The sequence below is a fragment of the Reinekea forsetii genome (assembly GCF_002795845.1).
Classification (GTDB): Bacteria; Pseudomonadota; Gammaproteobacteria; order Pseudomonadales; family Natronospirillaceae; genus Reinekea; species Reinekea forsetii.
Window position 1 is genome coordinate 418,022 of sequence record NZ_CP011797.1, and the last position, 21,137, is coordinate 439,158.

Consider the following 21,137-nt stretch of genomic DNA (forward strand, 5'->3'; position numbering starts at 1 on the left):
TGTCTGTTTATTTTTGCGACGCTAGGTAATAAGTATCGGAATGGCCTGTGGGGCGCGACGATATTGCCTCGAGGCCGTCCGAGCGGACACGGAACAAAACAGTAACGCGCGCTGGGCAGCGCTTGACTCTGAGCGTGAAGCCGGTCTAAAAGGTTCCCGGCAGCAGGTGGCTGCGGTTGATATTGCTCAACTGGCGTTCACCACAGAATGCCATGGTCAGATCCAATTCCTTATGGATAATCTCCAATGCGGTGGTTACGCCCTTTTCACCCATGGCACCGAGCCCATAGAGAAAGGGTCGGCCGATGTAAGTGCCTTTGGCGCCCAAGGCGATGGCCTTGAGTACGTCCTGGCCGCTGCGAATGCCGCCGTCCATATGGACTTCAATCTGATCGCCCACAGCATCGACGATGGCCCCCAGCTGGGAGATCGTGGACGGTGCGCCATCGAGTTGGCGACCGCCATGGTTGGAGACGATAATGGCATCAGCCCCGGCCTGCACCGCCAACTTGGCGTCCTCGACATCCAGAATGCCTTTGAGAATTAATTTGCCGCCCCAGCGCGCCTTGATCCATTGGACATCTGACCAATTTAGGGCTGGATCAAATTGTTCCGCGGTCCACGAAAATAAGGAATTTACATCGCTAACCCCCTCGGCATGACCGACGATATTACCAAAGGAATGGCGGCGTGTGCTGAGCATGCTCAAACACCAGGCCGGTCGAGTGAGAATCTGGCCCCAACCCTTGAGCGTCAGTAATGGGTTGGTGGACAGTCCGTTGCGCACATCCTTGTGGCGTTGGCCGATAATCTGCAGATCTAGGGTTAGTACCAGAGCCGAACAGCCTGCGGCCTTAGCTCGGTTGATCAGGTTTTCGGCGAACACCTTGTCTTTCATCACATACATCTGAAACCAGAAGGGCTCTGTGGTGTTGGCGGCGACATCTTCAATGGAACAGATGCTCATGGTCGATAGGGTAAAGGGGACACCGAACTTCTCCGCCGCTAGCGCAGCCTTAATTTCCCCATCGGGGTGCTGCATGCCGGTTAAACCCGTCGGCGCCAAGGCGACCGGCATGGTGGTTTGTTGGCCTATCATCGGCAGAGCGGTGCTGCGATCGGTCATATCGACGGCGATGCGTTGGCGCAGCTTTATCTTCTGGAAGTCACTGGAATTTTCTCTGTAGGTCGATTCGGTCCACGAGCCTGAGTCGGCGTAGTCATAAAACATTCGCGGCACGCGTTTTTGGGCCTTTATGCGCAGATCTTCAATAGTGCAAATGGTCATAGTCACCTCTTATTGTTGTGTTGGTTTGCAGTGCGATTCTTACTCAGCAGTGTTGGCGAGTCGGGCCTGATATTCAATGGTGTTAGGTGAAGCGCACCGGCCGCCATCGTCAACAGCCGGCCAGGCCTTATGGCACGGGCGGTTGCTCGACTTAAGAGTGGTCTGACCAATTTTGCAAATAGGGGCGGCGGATCTGCACGTGCGCCTTACTCGATCGACGCCAAAGGTGTAGGGGCGGCGTCATCGACTAGCCCAATGTCGGCGCCGGTCAGCTCGTTTAACAGCCATTGCAGGGCCGGGCCGGGCGTACCCTTGCGCCAGGCCACCTTGGCATCGAAGGCGTGGTCATTGATTTTCAGTGCGATCAGCTCACCGCTGAGCAATTCGGCCTCAATTCGATGCTTGGGCAGAAAGCCCACGCCCAGCCCCGTTTTCTGGGCGGCAATCTTTTCCGCCATGCTCGATACCGTGATGACCTTGGTCTGGCGTGTCCAGCCGACGGTCATGGGAGCGAGCAGGAGGCTCGAATCGCGCACGACGATAACAGGGTACTCGTCGATCATGGCTTCGGTGACCGAGCAGGCATCGCCTGCCAAGGGATGGTCGCGATTGACGACAAACATCATGGTGACCGCGCCAAGCGTTCGACTGTCGAAGCCTTCCTGTTTCGGATCGCTATGATCGTTGGCGATTACCAGGTCGGCCTTGCGGTTTAACAGCGGCTCCCAGGTGCCCGATAGGGCCCCGGTAAGTAGATTGACCTTGATAAAGGGGTGAACCTGATTAAAGCGCTGTATTAGCGAAAATAGGGCAGAGCTGCTGTACAGCGTGTCGATGCTCAAGGTGATGACCGGTTCCCAACCATTGGCGATCTGTTGCGCGGAATAGGCCAGGTTTTCGATGTCCCGCAGGATCAACCGCCCTTCGACGAGCAGTAAATTACCGGCTGCGGTGAGCTTGGCCCGGTGGCCACTGCGGTCGAACAGTTTTAGCCCCAAATCCTGCTCCACCTTTTGGATCGTATAGGTTAGGGCCGAGGGCACCTTATGCAGTGCCTGTGCTGCGGCGGCAAAGCTGCCCCGCTGATCGATGGCGTCGAGCACCTTGAGTAGATCGAGGGTAATGGGATTGTGAGGCATAGCAGGCTGTTACTCGATGAGGTGACACACTATAGCCGCCGGCCGCGCTGTTATTCAAGTTTGATCGATTCGAGCCAGGGCGCAGCGGCCAATACCGTTCGGCATAAAAAAACCGGCCGAAGCCGGTTTCTTTAATTCTGGTCGCCTAAGTTAGGCTTGCAGAGCCTTAACGCTTGCATTTAAACGGCTCATCGTTCGGCCAGCTTTGGCCTTAGTGATGATCCCTTTACGCGCCATTCCGTCGAGGACGGGTTGCGCGGTTACCAGTGCTTTACTTGCGTCAGCGTAATTGCCTGTTTGAATTTGGGCTAAAACTTTCTTGACGTAAGTACGAACCATTGAACGCATGCTTGAATTACGAGCTCGGCGGACAACTGCCTGACGAGCGCGCTTTTTAGATCCAGCTGAGTTTGCCACAGAATGCTCCTTAAATTGGTAAACGGGTGTTGATAAATTTCGAGGGCGCGATTCTAGTGATTCGATTTATCCCTGTCAACGAAAAGCTTTACTGGGCAGGGTTTTTGGCGTCTTTTTTGGTACAGTAGCGGGCTCGATCCGGTGGGCGCGGGGGCTGCTCGGCGATCTTACTAGTTTGAAACGCTCAAAAGCGCTGGAAAATCGAGCCCGCGGCCTACGTGCCGCTTGCCGCTTACGGCGCCGTGCTTGTAAACTGCGCGGCTGTTTCATTGATTATGCAAGGACGACCCTTGAGCCAGACTGCCCCCAGGTCAATCTTTACCAGTTCGCTGGTCGTATCCGCCGCTACCATGGCCTCCAGGGTCTTGGGTTTGGTACGTGATATGGTTTTTGCGGCCTATTTTGGCACCGGCGGCGCCCAGGATGCGTTTGTCGCGGCCTTTAAGATTCCCAATTTTTTGCGCCGCCTGTTTGCCGAAGGCGCCTTTAACCAAGCTTTTATACCCGTCTTGACCGAGGTTCGGCATGCTGAGGGTGATGCCAGTGTGCGCACCTTGGTCACAGCGGTGCAAATTCACTTGGCAGCACTGGTGGGTCTGGTGACGCTTATCGCCGTCCTAGCCTCGCCGATCTTGGCTTGGGTCTTTGCTCCCGGCTTTCATACCGATCCGGCCAAGCTTGGGCTGGTGGCGGACTTTCTTAAGCTGACCTTTCCCTATCTGTGGTTTATATCCTTGACGGCCCTAGCGTCCTCGGTCTTGAACTCCTATGGCCAGTTTGCCGCACCGGCCCTAACCCCTATTATTTTAAATCTATGCCTGATCGGTTCGGCGCTGTTCTTGGCGCCGCAGTTTGAGGTGGGCCAAACCGGCTTGGCCCTGGGTGTGCTGATCGCGGGCCTGCTGCAATGGCTGTTTCTCTGGCCGGCCCTGCTGAAGACCGGGGTTTGGTCGCCACTGAGCTGGACCACCACGCACCCCGGGGTTAAAAAAATCTTGATTTTAATGGTGCCGGCACTGTTTGGCGTGTCGGTCAGTCAGATCAATCTGCTGCTCGATACGGTTTTGGCCAGTTTTCTCGAGGACGGCTCGATCAGCTGGCTCTACTATTCGGATCGGCTGACCGAGCTGCCCCTCGGGGTCATTGGCATCGCTATTGCGACGGTGCTATTGCCGCGTTTGGCGACCTTGCACGCCGGTCGAGATGCGCTCCTGTTCGATCGCACCCTGGCCTGGGCGATCCGGCTGGTGTTGTTGATCGGCTTGCCGGCGATGGTGGCCCTGGTGCTGCTGCCGAGCGAGCTCTTGACGCTGCTGTTTCAATATAAAAATTTCTCCAGTCTCGATGTCGAACGCAGTGCCTTGAGTTTGGCCGCCTACGCCTTGGGCCTACCGGCCTTTATGTTGATCAAAATATTGGCACCGGCTTTCTTTGCCCGCCAAGACACCCGCACCCCGGTGCGTATCGGCATCCAGGCCATGGTCTGGAATATGGCTTTTAACCTAATGTTGATTCTGCCCCTGGCGCATGCCGGGCTGGCGCTGGCAACGTCAATGTCGGCCTGGCTCAATGCCGGGCTGCTCGCCTGGCATTTACGTCAGGAGGGTCGCTTCCCGCAATGGCCTATGCTCGGGCCGACCATCTTGCGCGCCCTGGTCGCCAGCGCCGTGATGGCCACGCTGCTCTGGGCGATGACCCGGTCGGCCGCGCTCACCATGCCAGATGATTTTCTTGGTCGGGCCGAAGTGGTCGCCCTGCTGGTGGTCGCCGGCCTGGTCAGCTATAGCCTGACGCTGTTGCTGGTCGGAGTGCGACCAAAGGACATTAAACATCCCTGATCGGGAGCGGGACAGTGCGATCCCTTTTCGGTATACTGCGCGGCCAATTTCGTCACGCTGGCCCGCCATGCGCATCTCTCGTTTGCCACTACAAGCCTTACCCGCTGCTGCCGTTACGATCGGCAGTTTTGACGGTGTGCATCTGGGCCATCAGCAAGTCATTACCCGGCTGATCGAGCAGGCGCGAGCGCGTAATCTGGTCTCGGTGGTGGTCACCTTCGAGCCGCAGCCGCGCGAGTTTTTGCGGCCCGGCGATGCCCCAGCCCGACTGACATCGCTGTCGGATAAGGCGCGCCGCTTAGCTGCTCTGGGTGTCGACCATCTGGTGGTATTGCCCTTTAATGCCTCGCTGCGCGGGCTCAGCGCTCAGGCCTTTGTCGAGCAAATTCTGATCGAGCGGCTTAATACTCAGTGGTTGCAGGTTGGTGACGATTTCCGCTTTGGCGCCGATCGGGCCGGGAATTTCGAGTTTTTGCAAGGTTTCGACTTTGAAGTCACCGATTTGGCCTCACAATGTGTCGACGGTCAGCGCATTAGCAGTACCCAGTTGCGCGAGCGAATTGGCCAGCATCAGCTACCCGCCGTGCAGGCCTTGTTGGGCGAGCCCTATACGCTAACCGGGCGGGTGATCTATGGCCGCCAATTGGGTCGTACCATTGGCGTGCCGACCGCCAACCTACTCTTGCCGCATCACCGCCTGGCCACCGACGGGGTTTTTGCCGTCAGCGCCGACATTGCCGGTCGAGTGTTACAGGGCGTGGGCAATCTGGGCACCAAACCGACGGTAGGCGACAGCCGATCTTGGCTGGAAGTACATTTTTTTGATTTTGACGGAGTCCTGTACGGACAACGTATTTCGGTGCAGCTGCATAAGCGGCTGCGCGGGACCCAAACATTTGCTAATCTTGACGCGCTGAAAATTCAGATACAACTTGATATGCAAGCCGCACACGCTTGGTTTGCGCAACTTACGGAAGTGAAACGTACCGATGACTGACTATAAAGCAACCTTGAACTTACCGCAGACGGATTTTCCGATGCGCGGTGACCTGGCCAAACGCGAACCTGTAATGCTGGCAAACTGGGAAACCAATGGCATTTACCAGCAGATTCGCGCGGCAAGCCTGGGTCGCCCTAAGTTTATTTTGCATGATGGTCCGCCTTATGCGAACGGACCCCTGCACATCGGTCATGCGGTCAATAAAATTCTCAAAGATATCATCGTTAAATCGAAGGGTTTTAACGGCTACGATGCACCCTATGTGCCCGGCTGGGACTGTCACGGTCTGCCCATCGAGCACAAGGTAGAAACGATGATCGGCCGGGCCGGCGACAAGGTCGACTTTAAGACCTTTCGCGCCAAATGCCGTGAATACGCGCACAGCCAAATCGATGTGCAGCGCGCCGGCTTTCAACGCATGGGTGTGTTCGGTAGCTGGGAACAACCTTACCTGACGATGAATTTCCAGACCGAGGCCGACATCATTCGCGCGCTCGGCAAGATTGCCGCGTCCGGTCACCTAGTGCGCGGCTTTAAGCCGGTCTACTGGAGCGTGGTGGGCGGTTCGGCCCTGGCCGAAGCCGAGGTGGAATACCACGATAAGGTCTCCTTCAATGTCGACGTCGCTTACGGCGCACGTGACGACAGCAAGGTCTTGGCCGCCATTGGCAGCAGCGCGGGCGAAGGTCCGGTCCAGGCGGTAATCTGGACGACCACACCCTGGACTCTGCCGTCCTCATTGGCCATCTCGGTCGGCGCGGAACTGGATTATGTTCTGGTGCAAAGCACGCATCAGGACCAACCGGTGCGCTTAATTGTCGCCGAGGCCCTGTTAGAAAGCTTTCTCGCGCGCACCGGCCTGGTTGAAAGCGCCATCTTGGCGCACTTCCCCGGCACGGTGTTGGAGCAGCAGGTCTTTACCCACCCGTTCTACGATCGCGATATTCCGGTTTTGTTGGGCGATCACGTTACGCTCGACGCCGGTACCGGTTGTGTCCATACCGCGCCCGATCACGGCGTGGAAGACTTCGTGGTCTGTGGCCGATACGGTATCGAGACGATCAATCCGCTCGATGACAAGGGCGTGTTTCGCGCCAATGTCGAACACTTTGCCGGTGAGCACGTTTACAAGGTCGATCCAAAGGTGATCGCTCTGGTTAAAGAACGCGGCCAACTGCTTAGTGAAGGTAAGTTAACGCACAGCTATGCTCATTGCTGGCGCACCAAGACGCCACTGATCTATCGTGCCACGCCACAATGGTTTATCAGCATGGACGCACAGGGTTTGCAAGAGCAGGCCATGAGCGCCATCAAGGGCGTCCGTTGGGTGCCGGCCTGGGGTCAGAACCGCATCGAGGCGATGGTCGGTCAGTCGCCTGACTGGTGTATCTCACGTCAGCGTACCTGGGGCACTCCGATCACCTTTGTGGTGCACAAAGAAACGGGCCTGTTGCACCCGCAATTACAAGAAATCATCGAAGCGGTCGCCTTGGCGGTCGAGCAGTCGGGTATGGATGCTTGGTACGACTTTGATCTCAGCTCGGTGATCGATGATGCCGATCAATATGAAAAAACCCAGGACACCTTAGATGTCTGGTTCGACTCCGGCGTGAGCCATTACTCGGTCCTGAGCAAGCGCGAAGAATTGGCACAATACCCGGCCGATATGTATCTGGAAGGCTCCGATCAACATCGGGGCTGGTTCCAATCGTCGTTGAAAACCGCCGTCGCGATGAACGGCAGCGCGCCCTACAAGCAGGTCTTGACGCACGGTTTTGTGGTCGATGAGAAGGGCTATAAGATGTCCAAGTCGTTGGGCAATGGCATGGAGCCGCAAGAGGTCTTTAACCAGTTTGGCGCTGATGTCTTGCGCCTCTGGGTGGCCTCGACCGACTATTCCGGTGATATGGCCTTCTCCAAAGCGATCTTAACGCGCACCTCAGATTCCTACCGGCGCATCCGTAATACCGCCCGCTTTCTGGTGTCGAATCTGAATGGCTTTGAACCGGCTCGAGACGCCTTGGGCGTCGACGACTTGCTGGCCTTGGATCGTTGGGCGATCGATCGAACGCTGAGTGTGCAGACCGAATTGGCGCACCTGTACGACAACTATCAATTTGTTCAGGTGGTGCAAAAAATTCACCATTTCTGTGCCTTGGATATGGGCGGATTCTACCTCGATATCATCAAGGATCGGCTCTACACCGCGCAGGAAAATTCCTTGGCCCGCCGTTCGGCGCAAACCGCTATGTACCATGTATTGCAAGCGATGGTGCGCTGGATTGCGCCCATCCTGAGCTTTACCGCCGATGAACTCTGGCCCTATATACCCGGTCAGGATAAGACCACCGTCTTTACCGAAACCTGGTACCCGGGTCTGAGCGCATTCGCCGCCGATGAAACGATGAATTCGGATTATTGGGCGATCGTACAGCAGGTTAAGGACGGCGTTAACGGCGTGCTCGAGCAAGCCCGCAATGAAGCCAAGGTCGGTGGCTCGCTAACCGCCGAGGTAACGCTCTACTGTGATGCCGAGCTGCATGCGACGCTGCTGCAGCTAGGTGATGAACTGCGCTTTGTGACCCTCACCAGTGCTGCCACCTTGGCCGATCTGGCGACAACACCGAGCGATGCGATGCCGACTGAATTGACGGGCCTGAAAGTCTCGGTGGTCAAGTCGACCCTGACCAAATGCGGGCGTTGTTGGCACCAGACCGAGGATGTCGGCAATCATGCCGCGCACCCAGAGTTATGCGGCCGGTGCGTCGAGAATGTCAGCGCTGCTGGCGAGCAACGCCACTTCGCCTAAGCCGAGCTCACGTTCTGCGTGCGGCGCAGAGCGTGTTACAAATCCCCGTGGCGATGCCGTGATGGCAGCGCCACCCTTAGAGGCTGTTTCTATGTCAAAAATTCATGAGAACTCCAAGGTCACGCTACATTTTACCTTGCGACTGGTCGATGGCCAGGTCGTCGACAGTACCCCCGAGCAGCAACCGGCTACCCTGACCATTGGCGACGGTAATCTGCCGATCGGCTTTGAACGCCATCTGCTCGGTCTGGAAACCGGTGATCGGCGCACCGTTCGAGTGGGCACGGAAGACGCGTTCGGGCAGCTCAATCCGTCCAATGTACAGACTTACAAAAAAGATCAATTTGCCGAATCCGGTGAATTGAGTCTGGGGACGGTCATTGCCTTTAAAGATGCTGCCGGTGCCGAGTTGCCCGGGGTGATCGCCGATATTCAGGACGAATCGATCGTCGTCGATTTCAATCATCCGCTGGCCGGCAAGGAACTCGACTTCGAAGTTGAAATTGTTGCCGTCGGAGTCGCCGACGATGGACATTAAGCTCGCCAATCCACGCGGCTTTTGCGCCGGCGTGGATCGCGCTATCGATATCGTCAATCGTGCCTTGGAAGTGCATGGCGCACCGCTTTATGTCCGCCATGAAGTGGTGCACAACAAGTTTGTGGTTGAAGACCTTAAACAGCGCGGGGCGATCTTTGTCGATGAACTCGACGAGGTACCGGACGACAACTGGGTAATCTTTTCCGCCCACGGCGTCTCGCAAGCCGTTCGACTGGAAGCGGCCGAACGCGGGCTGCGCGTTTATGACGCGACCTGTCCGCTGGTGACCAAGGTGCATTTGGAAGTCACCAGCTTCGCCGCCCAGGGTATGGAGTGCATTCTGATCGGTCATCGTGGCCACCCTGAAGTCGAGGGTACCATGGGGCAATATCAGCGCCAGCAGGGCGGCGGTATTTACCTGGTCGAGAACGAACAGGATGTCGCCGAGCTGCAGGTCCAGAATCCGGCATTGCTGGCCTATGTGACGCAGACCACCCTTTCGATGGACGACACCGCGCAGATTATCGATGCCTTACGGGCCAAATTTCAGCATATTCAGGGCCCGCGCAAGGACGACATTTGTTACGCCACGCAAAATCGCCAGGATGCCGTCAAGACCCTATCGGCCGAGTGTTCGGTAGTGATCGTGGTCGGCTCGCCGAACTCATCGAACAGCAATAGACTGCGCGAGTTGGCCGAACGGATGGGCTGTACCGCCTATCTGGTCGACAGCGTTGAGCAGCTCGACCCGACCTGGTTCGACGGCTGTGAGCGCATCGGCGTGACCGCCGGCGCCTCCGCACCGGAAATACTGGTCAAGCAGGTGGTTGAGGGTCTGCAACAGCTCGGCGCCAACGCGGCCATCGAGTTGGCCGGTGTACAAGAAACCATTACCTTCTCCATTCCCAAAGAGTTACGCCTGACGCCCGCCGACTAAAAGCGGAACCGGTCAACAAAACCCCGTCCCAGCGCACCGCCTATCGCAGCACAGTGACCGTTTATCAGACCGGTCACTAGCGCTGCCATACTCCGCTCTACACTGATAGTCAGTCCTATTAGTGAGACGCCCATGACCCTGACACAACCGACCCAGAAACAACCGGCCCAGAGACAACCGACCCATCGCCAGATCGAACGGCGCAGAAAGCTGCAAGGCTTTACCTTGCTAGAGCTGATGGTCACCGTGATTATTCTGGGCATCATCACCGCCTTCGCCGCGCCGTCATTTAACAATCTGCTGCGCGACACCCGTATCGACGCCAATACCAGCAAGGTCCGCAGTGCGCTGACCTATGCCCGGTCAGAAGCGGTCAACCTCAGTTCCACCGTCACGGTCTGCTCCAGTACCGATTACCAAAGCTGCGATGGCGACGAGAATTGGGCCAGCGGCTGGATTGTCTTTCTCGATCTGAATGGGGATGGGGATTTCGACGACGACAGCGATGCCAATCCGTGCGAAACCAATATTGACGATTGTGTTTTGCGCGTCTGGGATCCGCTCGCCAGTGGTGCGAGCCTGATCGAAACGAACGACGCAGACTCGGTCACCTTCAGTGAGCAGGGCGCGGTCGTCGCCGCCACGGCCTTTAGTTTGGACTTGAGCATGCCGGACTGTGCGCTGGGTGATCGACGCACCCTAAGCCTTAACGCCATCGGACGGCTACAAGTCAGCACCGGAGACTGCCCATGAACCGTTTTGCCTCTGCACTGCCCATGCCATTTGCTCGAGCTCCCCGGGCCCAAGCTGGCGCGACCATGATCGAAGTACTGGTCGCGATCCTTATTTTCTCCATCGGTTTGCTCGGTGTTGCCAGCACGCAAACGGTCGGCCTGAGCAATACTCAGAGCGCGCTGCACCGATCCTATGCCGCGCAACTGTCCTATGAGCTGGTCGATATTATTCGGGCCAATCCGATCGAGGCGCGTAATACGGCGAGTATTTTTGCCAGTTACGATACGGAGGTTAGCGCTAGTGTGCCGACCACGGTAGCAAACTGCCTGCAGGTCTCAGGCAGTTGCAGTACCGATGAGATGGCCAAGACTGCTTTGGCACAGTGGACCGCTCGTTTGCAGTCCGCGCTGCCCGAGGGCGAGGCCGAACTGAGTTTGAGCGGAGATATTTTTGAACTGCGTATTCGCTGGGCCGACTACCGCAACGACCAGATTCAGCAGGCGCTCAATGACGCCGACGCCGATATTGCCAGCAAAGATATCGATAAGATCGCCGATCGCATTACGGAATTTCGCATATGAACCGATCACCGCAGCAAGGCCTAAGTCTGGTAGAACTGATGGTGGCCGTCGTCTTAGCCAGCTTTATTATTACCGGCATTGTTCAGGTCGTGTTGTCGAACCGACAGGCCTTTAACCTCACCGAGTCGATGGTGCGGGTGCAGGAAAGTGGGCGCTTTACGCTCAATTTCATCGCCGATGATTTGCGCCAAAGCGGCAACTATGGCTGTACGCCGACCTTCGATGCGATCAGTCAAAATATCCAGTCCTTTACCGCCAACATGCCGGACATCAACGCCATTCAGACCACCGCACCAGCGGCCTTTGGCAACAGCGCCGATGGTGCCGACGGCGGGGCAAGCGCGTTCGATGCCCCCGATACCTTGGCCCTACTCAAGCTTAATCAAAATAGCGCGACCATCACCGCAGGGGTCTTGTCACCGAGCACATTGGGCATATCCAATGAGGGCAGCTTTGCCACGGGCGATTATGTCTTGGTCAGCAACTGCGAGGTGGCCGATCTGATTCGACTCGGCTCGGGCACCTCTAATATTCAGATGGTCGATGCCACCGGTGGGTTGCGCTACAGCTTTTTCGTGATGCAAAACAAGCGCTCAACCATCAACGAAATTGAGCATCGAATCTTTACCGTCAACGCCAACAGTGAGCTGGAGTTGGCGGTGAATGGCGCGCGTCAAGTCCTACTCGGGAGTGTGGAAAATATTCAATATAAGTATGGCGTCGATTCGGATGGGGATTTGGTGCCGGACTATTTTGCCAACATCCGTGATGTCCCGGTGGCCAGTATCGATGACATAGTCGCCGTCAAGGTCAGCGTGCTGACCGTGTCGGGTAGCCAAGCCGAAGGCGATATCGAGGGGGTGACCAGTTCGCCGCAGACCCTAACCTTCAATGACAAAACCCTAACCATGGCCGATCGACGACTGCGCAAGGTGTTTGAAACCACCGTTATTCTGCGCAATAGGATGAACTGATATGAATGCTAAAGTTTTGGTCCAGCGCCAGGATGCTAAGCCCATCGCGGCAAAGCAGGATGGCGCGGTGTTAATTATCGCCTTGGTGATGCTCCTTATTTTAACCTTGCTTGGGGTCTCGGTCATGGAGTCGTCGGTGGTAGAAGAGCGGATGGCCGGTAACAATCTCGATCGCAACATCGCCTTTCAGACGGCTGAAGCTTCCTTGCGCGCCGGCGAAGCCTTTGTTGCTGGCCTGGGCAATCGACCGGAACCGATCGATGGTGCCAGCTCCGGCTCGGTATCGATTCTGGGTAAGGTGCCGCCCGGTACGCCCAACTGGTGGACCAAGAGTGAGGCTTGGTGGGATGACAATGGCACCGAGTACAACGAGGAATTCGCAGGCACCCGAAAAAAACCGCGCTATGTTATCGAAGAATACGATCAGGTATGTGACGGGGCGGTGGATCCAACGGTTCGGCAATGCAAAATTATTTATCGGGTCACCGCCATCGCCTGGGGTGAACGGAACTCCACCGTACTATTGCAGTCTCTGTATGCGAGAAGGTACTAATGATGAAAAAAATTAACACCAATGTCACCCAGCTACGCCCGCAAAATTTGGGTTTTTTAGTGGTCATGTCGCTTGCCGGTGGCCTAAGTTCGGCCGCCAATCTAAGCTTGGCCGACGCGCCCCTTTTCCTGGCCAGCGGTGTCCAGCCCAACATCTATTTCATCGTCGATGATTCCGGTTCGATGGATTGGGAAACCCTCTACACCAAGGAGGCGACTGCTAACTTTGGTATGACCTCCAATGCGAATGGATCAAGCACGGTCGATGTTAGCCCGACCATTCAGACCAATGGCACGAGCAACCCCGATCGGAAAGAAATTCTAAACTCCTGTGTCGGCGTCAATGCGCTGCACTATAACCCGACAAAAACCTATACGCCCTGGGTGGGCAAGGACTCCAGTAACAATACCTATAAGGATCAGTCTGTTACCGCAGCAAAAAAATCGCCCTATAACGGCAGCGGCACAACCGATCTGACCGATGAGGATGGCAATGATGATCGGTCCGGCTATTTCCCTTGGTACGATCTAGATGGCGACAATGTTCTCGATGAATATGTCGATGGCAATGGTAATAAGTCGCGCGATGTTCTGGTCGATCGCAATGGTAACGGCACCTTTGACGGCTGGGTCACTATTAAGGATTCGAAAGGCAAGGACATCTCGGTATTTGAAAGTGAATTGGAATGCCCGGATGCCACGGTGATCCGCGCGGCCCTGGGTAGCAACGCCCAGACCAAGGACTTCCTTAATCGCTGGTTAATAGCGGTGGAGGATATGGACACCGTTGAGAAGACAAACTTTGCCAACTGGTACTCCTATTATCGCAAGCGCAAGTGGGTGGCTAAGCGCGCCCTATCGACCATTATCGATGAGTCTACAGCACGCATGGGCATAACCACTATATGGAATAGAATTACCGAGAAGGTGGTTAATGTCGACAATATCTCGACGCCCTATAACAGCACAGCCAACGACAATAAAAACGACCTGATGGAGAGCATGTTCAAAATAGGTGCGAGTAATGGTACACCGCTTCGGTCAGCCTTGAAGTCAGCCGGGGAGTATTTTCGGGAAGCGCCCGGTTCCGGTCCGATCTTGAAAGCAGATGATGGCGGGTCATGCCAGCAAAACTTTGCCATTCTGATGACCGATGGAGTCTGGAACGGTAACAGTCCAGAGGTTGGTAATCAGGACGCCAATACGGCCTCGCCGTTCGACGGTGGCCTCTATGCGGATGCCTATTCAAACACCCTGGCCGATGTGGCGATGAAATACTACAAGACCGATTTGCAGTCATCATTGGCCGATAAAGTGCCGACCAATGATGCCGATACCAATACCGTTCAGCATCTGGTGACCTACACCGTGGCCTTCGGCGTATCCGGTACTCTGCCGGACGGATTGAAGCCCAGTGCGGACCCTGACGACAACTGGCCCGGCTGGCCTCAAGCCGCCTCGGGTTCAGACGAAACCATCGATGATCTGCGCCACGCAGCCTATAACGGCCGCGGACAGTTCCTCAATGCCGGCGATCCTCAAGAACTGATCGAATCGTTGAATGGGGCGGTGCAGGATATTCAAGGACGTGACGCCTCGGCCTCGGCGGTCAGCGTCAACACCGGTTCCATTTCGTCATCGACCATGTTGTTTCAGGCGGAATTTAACAGTCAGAAGTGGACCGGTAAGATCAATGGTATTCCGGTGAAGTTAGATGGTTCCTTGGATTTAGCCAATAAAGAATCGGCCTCAAAAGTGCCGTTACACGGCGACCGCACGATCATCAGTTATGATGGCAGCAGTGGCATCCCATTTCAGTGGGTCGACCTAACCAGTGCGCAAAAGGCGCTGCTCGGTTCCCAAGAAATATTGGACTATACCCGGGGCGATCGCAGCAAAGAGGTCGCCAAAAATGGCACCTATCGTGACCGAACGTTAATCGCTCCATCACTCGGCCCCCTGGGTGACATTATTAACTCAGCACCCGCCTATGTCGGCAACCCGGAATTCCTCTACCCGGATTGGTTGGAGCCTAATAATAAATACAGTACTTTCCGTCGTAATCCGGACGGGGACGGCGTTACTAAAAAGATCGGATCCTTGGAGTTGTATCGCACTCCCATGCTCTATGTCGGTTCTAACGATGGCATGTTACATGCGTTTAATGTCGATCCAGCTATCACAGGCACGGCAAACTTTGGTCTGGAAGTCTTTGCCTATGTGCCGACCCAGGCGATGAAAAAGTTACCCGATATTGCCAATAAAAACTACAAACACGCCTATTCGGTGGATGGCTCACCCGAAGTGGCGGATGCCTACTTTAATGACCGTTGGCACACCGTGCTGACCAGTGGCATGAACGGCGGTGGCCAGGGGATCTTTGCCTTAGATGTCTCTAACCCCAATGCCTATAACACTGAGGCGGCTGCAGCCGCGACGGTACTGTGGGAATTCACCGATGCCGATGACGCCGACCTGGGCTATACCTTTGGTAAGCCGACGATCGCAAAAGCCAATAATGGCAAATGGGTTGCGATCTTCGGCAACGGTTATAACAACACCGTGGCCGACGGCCAGGTTGGTAGTGGCAGCGCGCTAATCTATATAGTCGATCTGGAAACCGGCGCTCTGCTGCAGAAAATCGATACCCAGATGAACGCCCTAGCGACCCCGAACGGTATGTCGACCCCAACCACCGTGGATCTCGACGGAGACTATCTAGCCGATGCGGTCTACGCCGGTGACTTGGAGGGCAATATGTGGAAGTTTGATATATCCAGTGCCAACCCGGCGCAGTGGGGTGTCGCATACAAAACCGGTAGCACTCCCACGCCGCTCTATACCGCCTGTGCGACCGTGGTGTGCAGTACCACCAATCGTCAACCCATTAGCGTGAAGCCGCAGATCGGCTTCAACAAAGGCGCCACCGGCTTACTTATTTACTTTGGCACCGGCACCTATTTTTTACAGAATGATAACCAGAATAACGGACTGCAGTCGTTCTATGCCATCTGGGATAAGGGCCTTGCCACGCTAACCGCTTTTAACAAGTTTCATCTGTTGCAGCAGAATATTATCGAGGAAGTGGCGGTGCCGACGGAAAATTTAGACAGTAATGGCGCCGCCATTATTTCCTACCAACGGGCCACGTCGAACTTCCCGATCAACTGGCATAGCGCAGCCGGTCTGCCCGTTGACGGCAGCGATGCCGACCTGTTGGTCGACTCTCATCTGGGCTGGTATATGGACCTAGTGAACACCGAGGGGGGCAATACCGATGGCAAGGGTGAACGCTCGGTCAGCAATCCAATGCTAAGAGATGGCAGCATTATTTTCGTTACCGCCATTCCCGATCAGGATCCCTGTTCCTATGGTGGTAGCAGCTGGTATATGGAGCTTAATGCGGTCACTGGCGCTCGTCCCGAAACAGCCATTATCGATATCGATGGCGATGGCGATATTGACGAGGACGACTATATTGATACCATCGCGAAAAACCAGGTGGCCAGTTCCGGGGCCCGCTCTGCGTCCTTGGCGACCTCACCCATCTGCATTACCTTGCCCAACGGCGTTGAGACCTGCAAATCGAATACGTCCGATGCCAGCATACTGGAGGTCGAGCGCGACGCGGGCGTCCTGCTGGGTCGTTGGATGTGGCGTGAACTTAGAGTCGGTCAATAGGGGAATAAACATGCTTAAACTCATTCAAATAATGGTACTGATGAGCTGCTTGATGCTGCCGTTTTTAGGTCATGCAGCTGAGCCGCAGATGGAACAGTTCGTCGAGCAGGTCTGGGGTGTTGATACGGCCCAGGCGCGCGTGCAAATCGGCGACCAATCCTTCACCTACACCAACTTCACCATCGTGCAGGATTATCGCGCCGAGCCAGATCAACGCTTGCCGCTCAATGCCGCGCGCCGAGGTACCTGGGTGCTAGTGGACGCTTACTACTCGGTTGACCTGAAACGCTATATTGTTCAGCGCCTGCAGCTTTTACCCTCGACCGCGGTAGCAAAAAAATTACTCGAGAAGCTCAACGACGAGTAGCGAGCTGATGACGAACTTACTGGGCGCGCGTGAAAAAAAATCACCAGAGTGGGAGCTCCTATGAAACAACAGACTGCAGGCTTTACCCTAATGGAACTGATGATATCGGTAGCCATCATCGGAATTTTAGCGGCCTTTGCTTTTCCGCGTTACATGCAATTTGTCGACAACGCCCATCGCAACGATGCCCAAGCGGCATTGATTTCTTTGGCAGCCCATTTGGAACGGCGCTTCACGGAAAATAACAGCTATTGCGACAGCGGTAGTGTGGTGGAGACCGATTGTGGCGCGGCGGCAAGCGGTGATAAAGGCAAACCTACCTTCTTTGCCCAAACGGTACCATTGGACGGTGGGACGCCAATCTATAACTTAACCATTGAATCGGTATCGGCAACGACCTTTGAAGTGCGCGCGGTTCGGGTCGCCGGCCAGCGCATGGCAAACGACGACTGTGGCGATTTCACCTACACCCAAACCGGCCGCAAAGATCAGGTGAACGAGACTGAAACCTGCTGGTAGACTCAGACCTTAACGGTCACAGCGTGCCACCTGCCAGCGCTGGTGGCTGAAACGCATGGGCTGCTGCTGGTCATTGCGCCGGCTATGAAGTTTGGCGCGGCCTAAAATATTAATCGTCATATGGTAGGCCGTTTTATCGAGCTCGCCCAATGGGCATAGGGTGAACCCGCTGGCCATACCGAGATAGGTATTGTCGCCGCGGATATCGCCAAACCGGAAGTAGGGCTGGCCCAGATTGTAGTAACCGAAGCGGGTCTCCGCCTTGGGCAATAGGACCCGCAGTATTTTCTCATCAGGGTCTAGTATTTTATTACGGTTCGAGTCGGTGAACAGGGCCCATTCCTGATGCATATCGTCGGCGCAGCGATTCGCTTGCAATGGGCAGAGGGTGACCAACGAATTTTCCAATGCGGCAGAGGCCCTAGCAAAGCTAAAAAGTTGTAGCCAACGTTTTTTTTCTTGATAGGCGCTATAGGATTGGCTCAGCTCTGTGAGTCTGGGTAGGGAGGTACCGGTGACAATCATCACCACGGCAATGACCACCACAAGTTCTATTAGGGTAAAGCCGGTGCGCTGCATTTGCGGTCCCTGCAAATTCAATGTTGCGCTACTGTAACGAAGGTTTATTGAGCCGGTAAAGCAAGGCAGTGCAAGTATAGCTTGGTTAGCCAATCGGGTTAGCAGGGCTATTCCAAGCCGAGTTTTTTCAGTCGATACCGCAATGCTCTAAAGGTAATGCCTAAGCGCTTTGCCGCCGCGGTGCGGTTCCATCGGGTTGCTTCCAAGGCCTGCTCGACGACATTGCGTTCTATATCCATAAGGTAGTCTTCCAGCGACACGCCGTCCGCTCGAGCCGCCAATGCCGCAGGCTCATTAGGCGATGGCTCGGCATTATAACGGCTGTTCAAATTTAGATCGGCGGCGCCGATGGTGTCGTCCTCACACAGAGCAAAAGCCCGTTCGAGGATGTTTTCCAGCTCGCGAACATTGCCGGGGAAGCTATACAGATGGAGTTCTTTTTTCGCCTCAGCGGTTAGCCGGGCCATCGGCAGTTCATAGTTGCCGGCAATACGCTGGAGTATTTGTTGACTCAACAAGGGGATGTCATCGGTACGTTCACGCAGCGCCGGAATCGTTAAGGCAATCACATTGATGCGATAAAACAAATCCTGGCGAAACTCGCCTGCTTCGACCATGGCGTCGAGATTTTTGTGCGTTGCACTGAGAATTCGGACATCGACATCGAGCTCATTTTGAGTGCCGATTGGCCGAATTTTTTTCTCCTGTATCGCCCGTAACAGTTTGACCTGCATGGCCAATGGCAAATCGGCGACCTCATCGAGAAATAGGGTGCCAGCTTGGGCGGCTTGAAAAAATCCCTGCTTATCTTCCGTTGCCCCGGTAAAGGCCCCCCGCTTGTGACCGAAAAATTCACTCTCCATTAATTCAGAGGGGATCGCACCGCAGTTCACCGCGATAAAGGGTCCCAGCGCACGCGGACCGAGGGTATGAATCTGACGCGCGGCCAGCTCCTTGCCCGATCCGGACTCACCCTGAATAAAGACCGGCGCTTGACTGACCGCCAGTTTGCGAATTTTTTTCTGTAGCAGTTGCATGGCCGCGGATTGGCCCATGTCTAGGGCTTTGGCATGCATACCGGTGTCGAGTTGATGGCCCGTCGGAGGCTTTACCTTCAGTGCCTGGGTGATGAGGTTGCGCAGTTTATTGACATCGAGTGGTTTGGACACGAAATCAAAGGCCCCGGATTTCAGTGACTCGATGGCCAGATCCATATTGCCGTGCGCGGTAATGACCGCTATCGGGGTGTCGGGTTTGGTCTCGGCAACGTAACGCACTATATCCAGGCCATTGCCATCGGGCAGGCGCATATCGGTGAGGATTAAATCCACCTCCTGTTGTTTGATGGCCATAATGGCCGACGAGACATCGACCGCGCTGCAGCTTGCGATACCCATGCGCATTAGGGTGATTTCGAGCAACTCGCGGATATCCGGTTCATCGTCGATAATTAACACACATTGGGCGGTTGGCATAGGGCGCAAATCCTTTTCTACAGAGTGACTAACGCTCACTGCGTTGACTGAGCGCGTGCGGGAACACGATTCGAAAACAACCACCGCGGCGATTTTGCACATAGGACAATTTCAGTCGGTTGGCTTCACACAGTTCCTTGGCAATATAAAGGCCTAAACCGGTGCCGCTGTGTTCCGTGGTGTAAAAGGGTTCAAACAGGTTTTTAATCTGATCGCCGGGGACGCCCAGCCCCTCATCTTCGATATCAAGATAGTATTGTTCACTGCCCGACAGTTCGCCGGTGCTGAGCCTAAGCCGACGCTGTCCGACCTGCAGACCACTATAATATAGACCATTGGCGATAAGATTGTGCAACGCCTGTTTGATTTGGTGAATATCGATGTGCATGTTGAAATTAACCTCGACGGCAATTTCAATTTGGTCCTGCTGACGTTCTGTTTCGAGTTCGCGTTCCGCCAAGCACTGTTCGATTAGGGCGGCCGCAGCGATACTGCTAATTTGTTTGGGTCGTCGGCGCGACAATTCCAGAATGGTCTCGATGATTGTATTGACCCGCTGAGAGTGGGTGTGAATCATCGCCAATAAACGCTTATCGGCTTCTGCCAAGGCCGGTGCTTCATCGAGCAACTGGGCGGCATGGCTGATCGCACCCAATGGGTTGCGTATTTCGTGAGCGATCGAGGCGGTCAGGCGACCAAGCGAGGCCAGTTTTAGCTGTTGCGCCTGCTGTTGCATCCGACCGGAGTCCTCCAAGAAAATAATCAGGTCACTGGTTTGCGTCGCGTGCAGTCGGGCAATATTGACGCTCACCCCGGGATGCTCGGTATCGGCCTGAATCGGTTCGATCTCGTTATGGGGGTTGCGTTGCCAACTGGCCAACCGATCCTGCAGGGACTGGCTGAGCCAGAAAGGGGGGGTATCGGTCTCCTTGAGCAGGTCGCGCGCAGCATCATTCATCAAACGAATCGCGCCCTCGCTGGTGACCACTATGATGCCGGTGCGCAGCCGCTGGACGATCAGCTCATTGAGATGGCGCAGGTCGAGAATGGTATCGGCTTGGACTCGAGCCAGCTGCTCGGTTTTTTTTACCCGTTGGCCAACATATTGTAAGAAGAGGGTCTCGGCAAAATAACCCAGACCCAGCAAGGCGGCCTGCAATAGATCCCTAGTGGCGCCGTCGAGCGGTAATATTTCGGTATAGACCACACTGGAGGTGGCGGTAGCGGCCACTAACAGGCTCTGCCGCAAGGGTAGGAGTAGCCCCCCGATGCCAACGCTAATCAACATTAGGCTGCCGAAGCCGCTGTCGACGCCGCCGCTGTAACGCAAGATCAGCATCAGCAGCAGGATATCGGTGATCAATAGAACGGTGATCGGTGTTTTCGATAGCTGCTCATTCACCGTTAATAGCATGCCCAGTATGGTCAGGATTAAATAGACCAAGGTCGCCAATTGCATGGACTCAGGGTTGGGGCTGGGCAGCAGCTCTTTTGCGGTCTCCGGTAACAGCGCCAGAACACAGAGGCCGGTCGCCAAGATCAGCCGGAAGATACCGAAAGCGAACAACAGCTGTTGGACGCGAAAAACGGGTTGACTGAGTCGGATGCTAAAGCTCATGTCGGGGCTTCTTTTTCAGGCCCCGGTGACGATAAAGATCACCGGTCGCGGTGTTAATAGGGTAGAAACCTTGTTCTGCGGCGAAACAGG

At 55.4% G+C, this 21,137-nt stretch carries 18 protein-coding genes; 12 read left to right on the forward strand and 6 right to left on the reverse strand.

Translation table 11 applies throughout. The features are described from left to right. Window positions 1-145: 145 nt before the first annotated feature. The 3 genes from REIFOR_RS02025 to rpsT form a co-directional block, all read right to left on the reverse strand. Window positions 146-1,288, reverse strand: a complete 1,143-nt coding sequence (locus REIFOR_RS02025; protein ID WP_100255974.1) for an alpha-hydroxy acid oxidase — start codon at window positions 1,286-1,288, stop codon at window positions 146-148. 206 nt (window positions 1,289-1,494) lie between these two features. Then, window positions 1,495-2,427 (reverse strand): LysR substrate-binding domain-containing protein, encoded by a 933-nt coding sequence (locus REIFOR_RS02030; RefSeq protein WP_100255975.1) that lies wholly within the window; start codon window positions 2,425-2,427, stop codon window positions 1,495-1,497. A gap of 150 nt (window positions 2,428-2,577) precedes the next feature. Beyond that, the gene (gene rpsT / locus REIFOR_RS02035; RefSeq protein ID WP_100255976.1) at window positions 2,578-2,844 is read right to left on the reverse strand and encodes a 30S ribosomal protein S20; all 267 of its coding nucleotides are present in this window, start codon (window positions 2,842-2,844) and stop codon (window positions 2,578-2,580) included. Window positions 2,845-3,134: 290 nt separating this feature from the next. On the opposite strand from rpsT, the gene murJ reads away from it, so the two are divergent. From murJ to REIFOR_RS02095, 12 genes are all read left to right on the forward strand, one after another. Beyond that, the gene (murJ, locus tag REIFOR_RS02040) at window positions 3,135-4,682 is read left to right on the forward strand and encodes a murein biosynthesis integral membrane protein MurJ (RefSeq protein WP_227003738.1); all 1,548 of its coding nucleotides are present in this window, start codon (window positions 3,135-3,137) and stop codon (window positions 4,680-4,682) included. 67 nt (window positions 4,683-4,749) lie between these two features. Further along, window positions 4,750-5,679: a bifunctional riboflavin kinase/FAD synthetase gene (ribF, locus tag REIFOR_RS02045; protein ID WP_100255978.1), complete on the forward strand. Its 930-nt coding sequence runs from the start codon at window positions 4,750-4,752 to the stop codon at window positions 5,677-5,679. Continuing rightward, window positions 5,672-8,491, forward strand: coding sequence for an isoleucine--tRNA ligase (gene ileS, locus REIFOR_RS02050; RefSeq protein ID WP_100255979.1), 2,820 nt, complete (start codon window positions 5,672-5,674; stop codon window positions 8,489-8,491). The genes ribF and ileS overlap by 8 nt, the downstream gene beginning before the upstream one ends. A gap of 91 nt (window positions 8,492-8,582) precedes the next feature. Then, on the forward strand, window positions 8,583-9,029 hold the full coding sequence (fkpB, locus tag REIFOR_RS02055; protein WP_100255980.1) for an FKBP-type peptidyl-prolyl cis-trans isomerase: 447 nt from the start codon (window positions 8,583-8,585) through the stop codon (window positions 9,027-9,029). Further along, window positions 9,019-9,966 (forward strand): 4-hydroxy-3-methylbut-2-enyl diphosphate reductase, encoded by a 948-nt coding sequence (gene ispH / locus REIFOR_RS02060; protein ID WP_100255981.1) that lies wholly within the window; start codon window positions 9,019-9,021, stop codon window positions 9,964-9,966. Before fkpB ends, ispH begins: the two co-directional genes overlap by 11 nt. A 132-nt stretch (window positions 9,967-10,098) precedes the next feature. Further along, window positions 10,099-10,719 carry a GspH/FimT family pseudopilin gene (locus REIFOR_RS02065; RefSeq protein ID WP_100255982.1) on the forward strand — a complete coding sequence of 207 codons (621 nt, stop codon included), beginning with the start codon at window positions 10,099-10,101 and terminating at the stop codon, window positions 10,717-10,719. Further along, window positions 10,716-11,282 carry a type IV pilus modification protein PilV gene (pilV, locus tag REIFOR_RS02070; RefSeq protein WP_100255983.1) on the forward strand — a complete coding sequence of 189 codons (567 nt, stop codon included), beginning with the start codon at window positions 10,716-10,718 and terminating at the stop codon, window positions 11,280-11,282. The genes REIFOR_RS02065 and pilV overlap by 4 nt, the downstream gene beginning before the upstream one ends. Further along, entirely contained in the window at window positions 11,279-12,256 is a 978-nt protein-coding gene (locus tag REIFOR_RS02075; protein ID WP_100255984.1) for a PilW family protein, read from the forward strand. Before pilV ends, REIFOR_RS02075 begins: the two co-directional genes overlap by 4 nt. 1 nt (window position 12,257) lies before the next feature. Then, window positions 12,258-12,809 carry a pilus assembly PilX family protein gene (locus REIFOR_RS02080; protein ID WP_100255985.1) on the forward strand — a complete coding sequence of 184 codons (552 nt, stop codon included), beginning with the start codon at window positions 12,258-12,260 and terminating at the stop codon, window positions 12,807-12,809. Beyond that, complete coding sequence (locus REIFOR_RS02085; RefSeq protein WP_100255986.1) at window positions 12,809-16,489, forward strand: pilus assembly protein; 3,681 nt, start codon at window positions 12,809-12,811, stop codon at window positions 16,487-16,489. The genes REIFOR_RS02080 and REIFOR_RS02085 overlap by 1 nt, the downstream gene beginning before the upstream one ends. 10 nt (window positions 16,490-16,499) lie before the next feature. Continuing rightward, on the forward strand, window positions 16,500-16,856 hold the full coding sequence (locus REIFOR_RS02090) for a hypothetical protein (protein WP_100255987.1): 357 nt from the start codon (window positions 16,500-16,502) through the stop codon (window positions 16,854-16,856). A 60-nt stretch (window positions 16,857-16,916) separates the two neighbouring features. Beyond that, on the forward strand, window positions 16,917-17,375 hold the full coding sequence (locus REIFOR_RS02095; protein ID WP_100255988.1) for a type IV pilin protein: 459 nt from the start codon (window positions 16,917-16,919) through the stop codon (window positions 17,373-17,375). Between the two features lie 9 nt (window positions 17,376-17,384). On the opposite strand, the gene REIFOR_RS02100 is transcribed toward REIFOR_RS02095, so the two are convergent. From REIFOR_RS02100 to REIFOR_RS02110, 3 genes are all read right to left on the reverse strand, one after another. Further along, window positions 17,385-17,975 (reverse strand): GspH/FimT family protein, encoded by a 591-nt coding sequence (locus REIFOR_RS02100; protein ID WP_145980210.1) that lies wholly within the window; start codon window positions 17,973-17,975, stop codon window positions 17,385-17,387. An 86-nt stretch (window positions 17,976-18,061) separates the two neighbouring features. Continuing rightward, entirely contained in the window at window positions 18,062-19,429 is a 1,368-nt protein-coding gene (locus REIFOR_RS02105) for a sigma-54-dependent transcriptional regulator (protein ID WP_100255990.1), read from the reverse strand. A gap of 28 nt (window positions 19,430-19,457) precedes the next feature. After that, window positions 19,458-21,047: a sensor histidine kinase gene (locus tag REIFOR_RS02110; protein WP_100255991.1), complete on the reverse strand. Its 1,590-nt coding sequence runs from the start codon at window positions 21,045-21,047 to the stop codon at window positions 19,458-19,460. Window positions 21,048-21,137 lie beyond the last annotated feature (90 nt).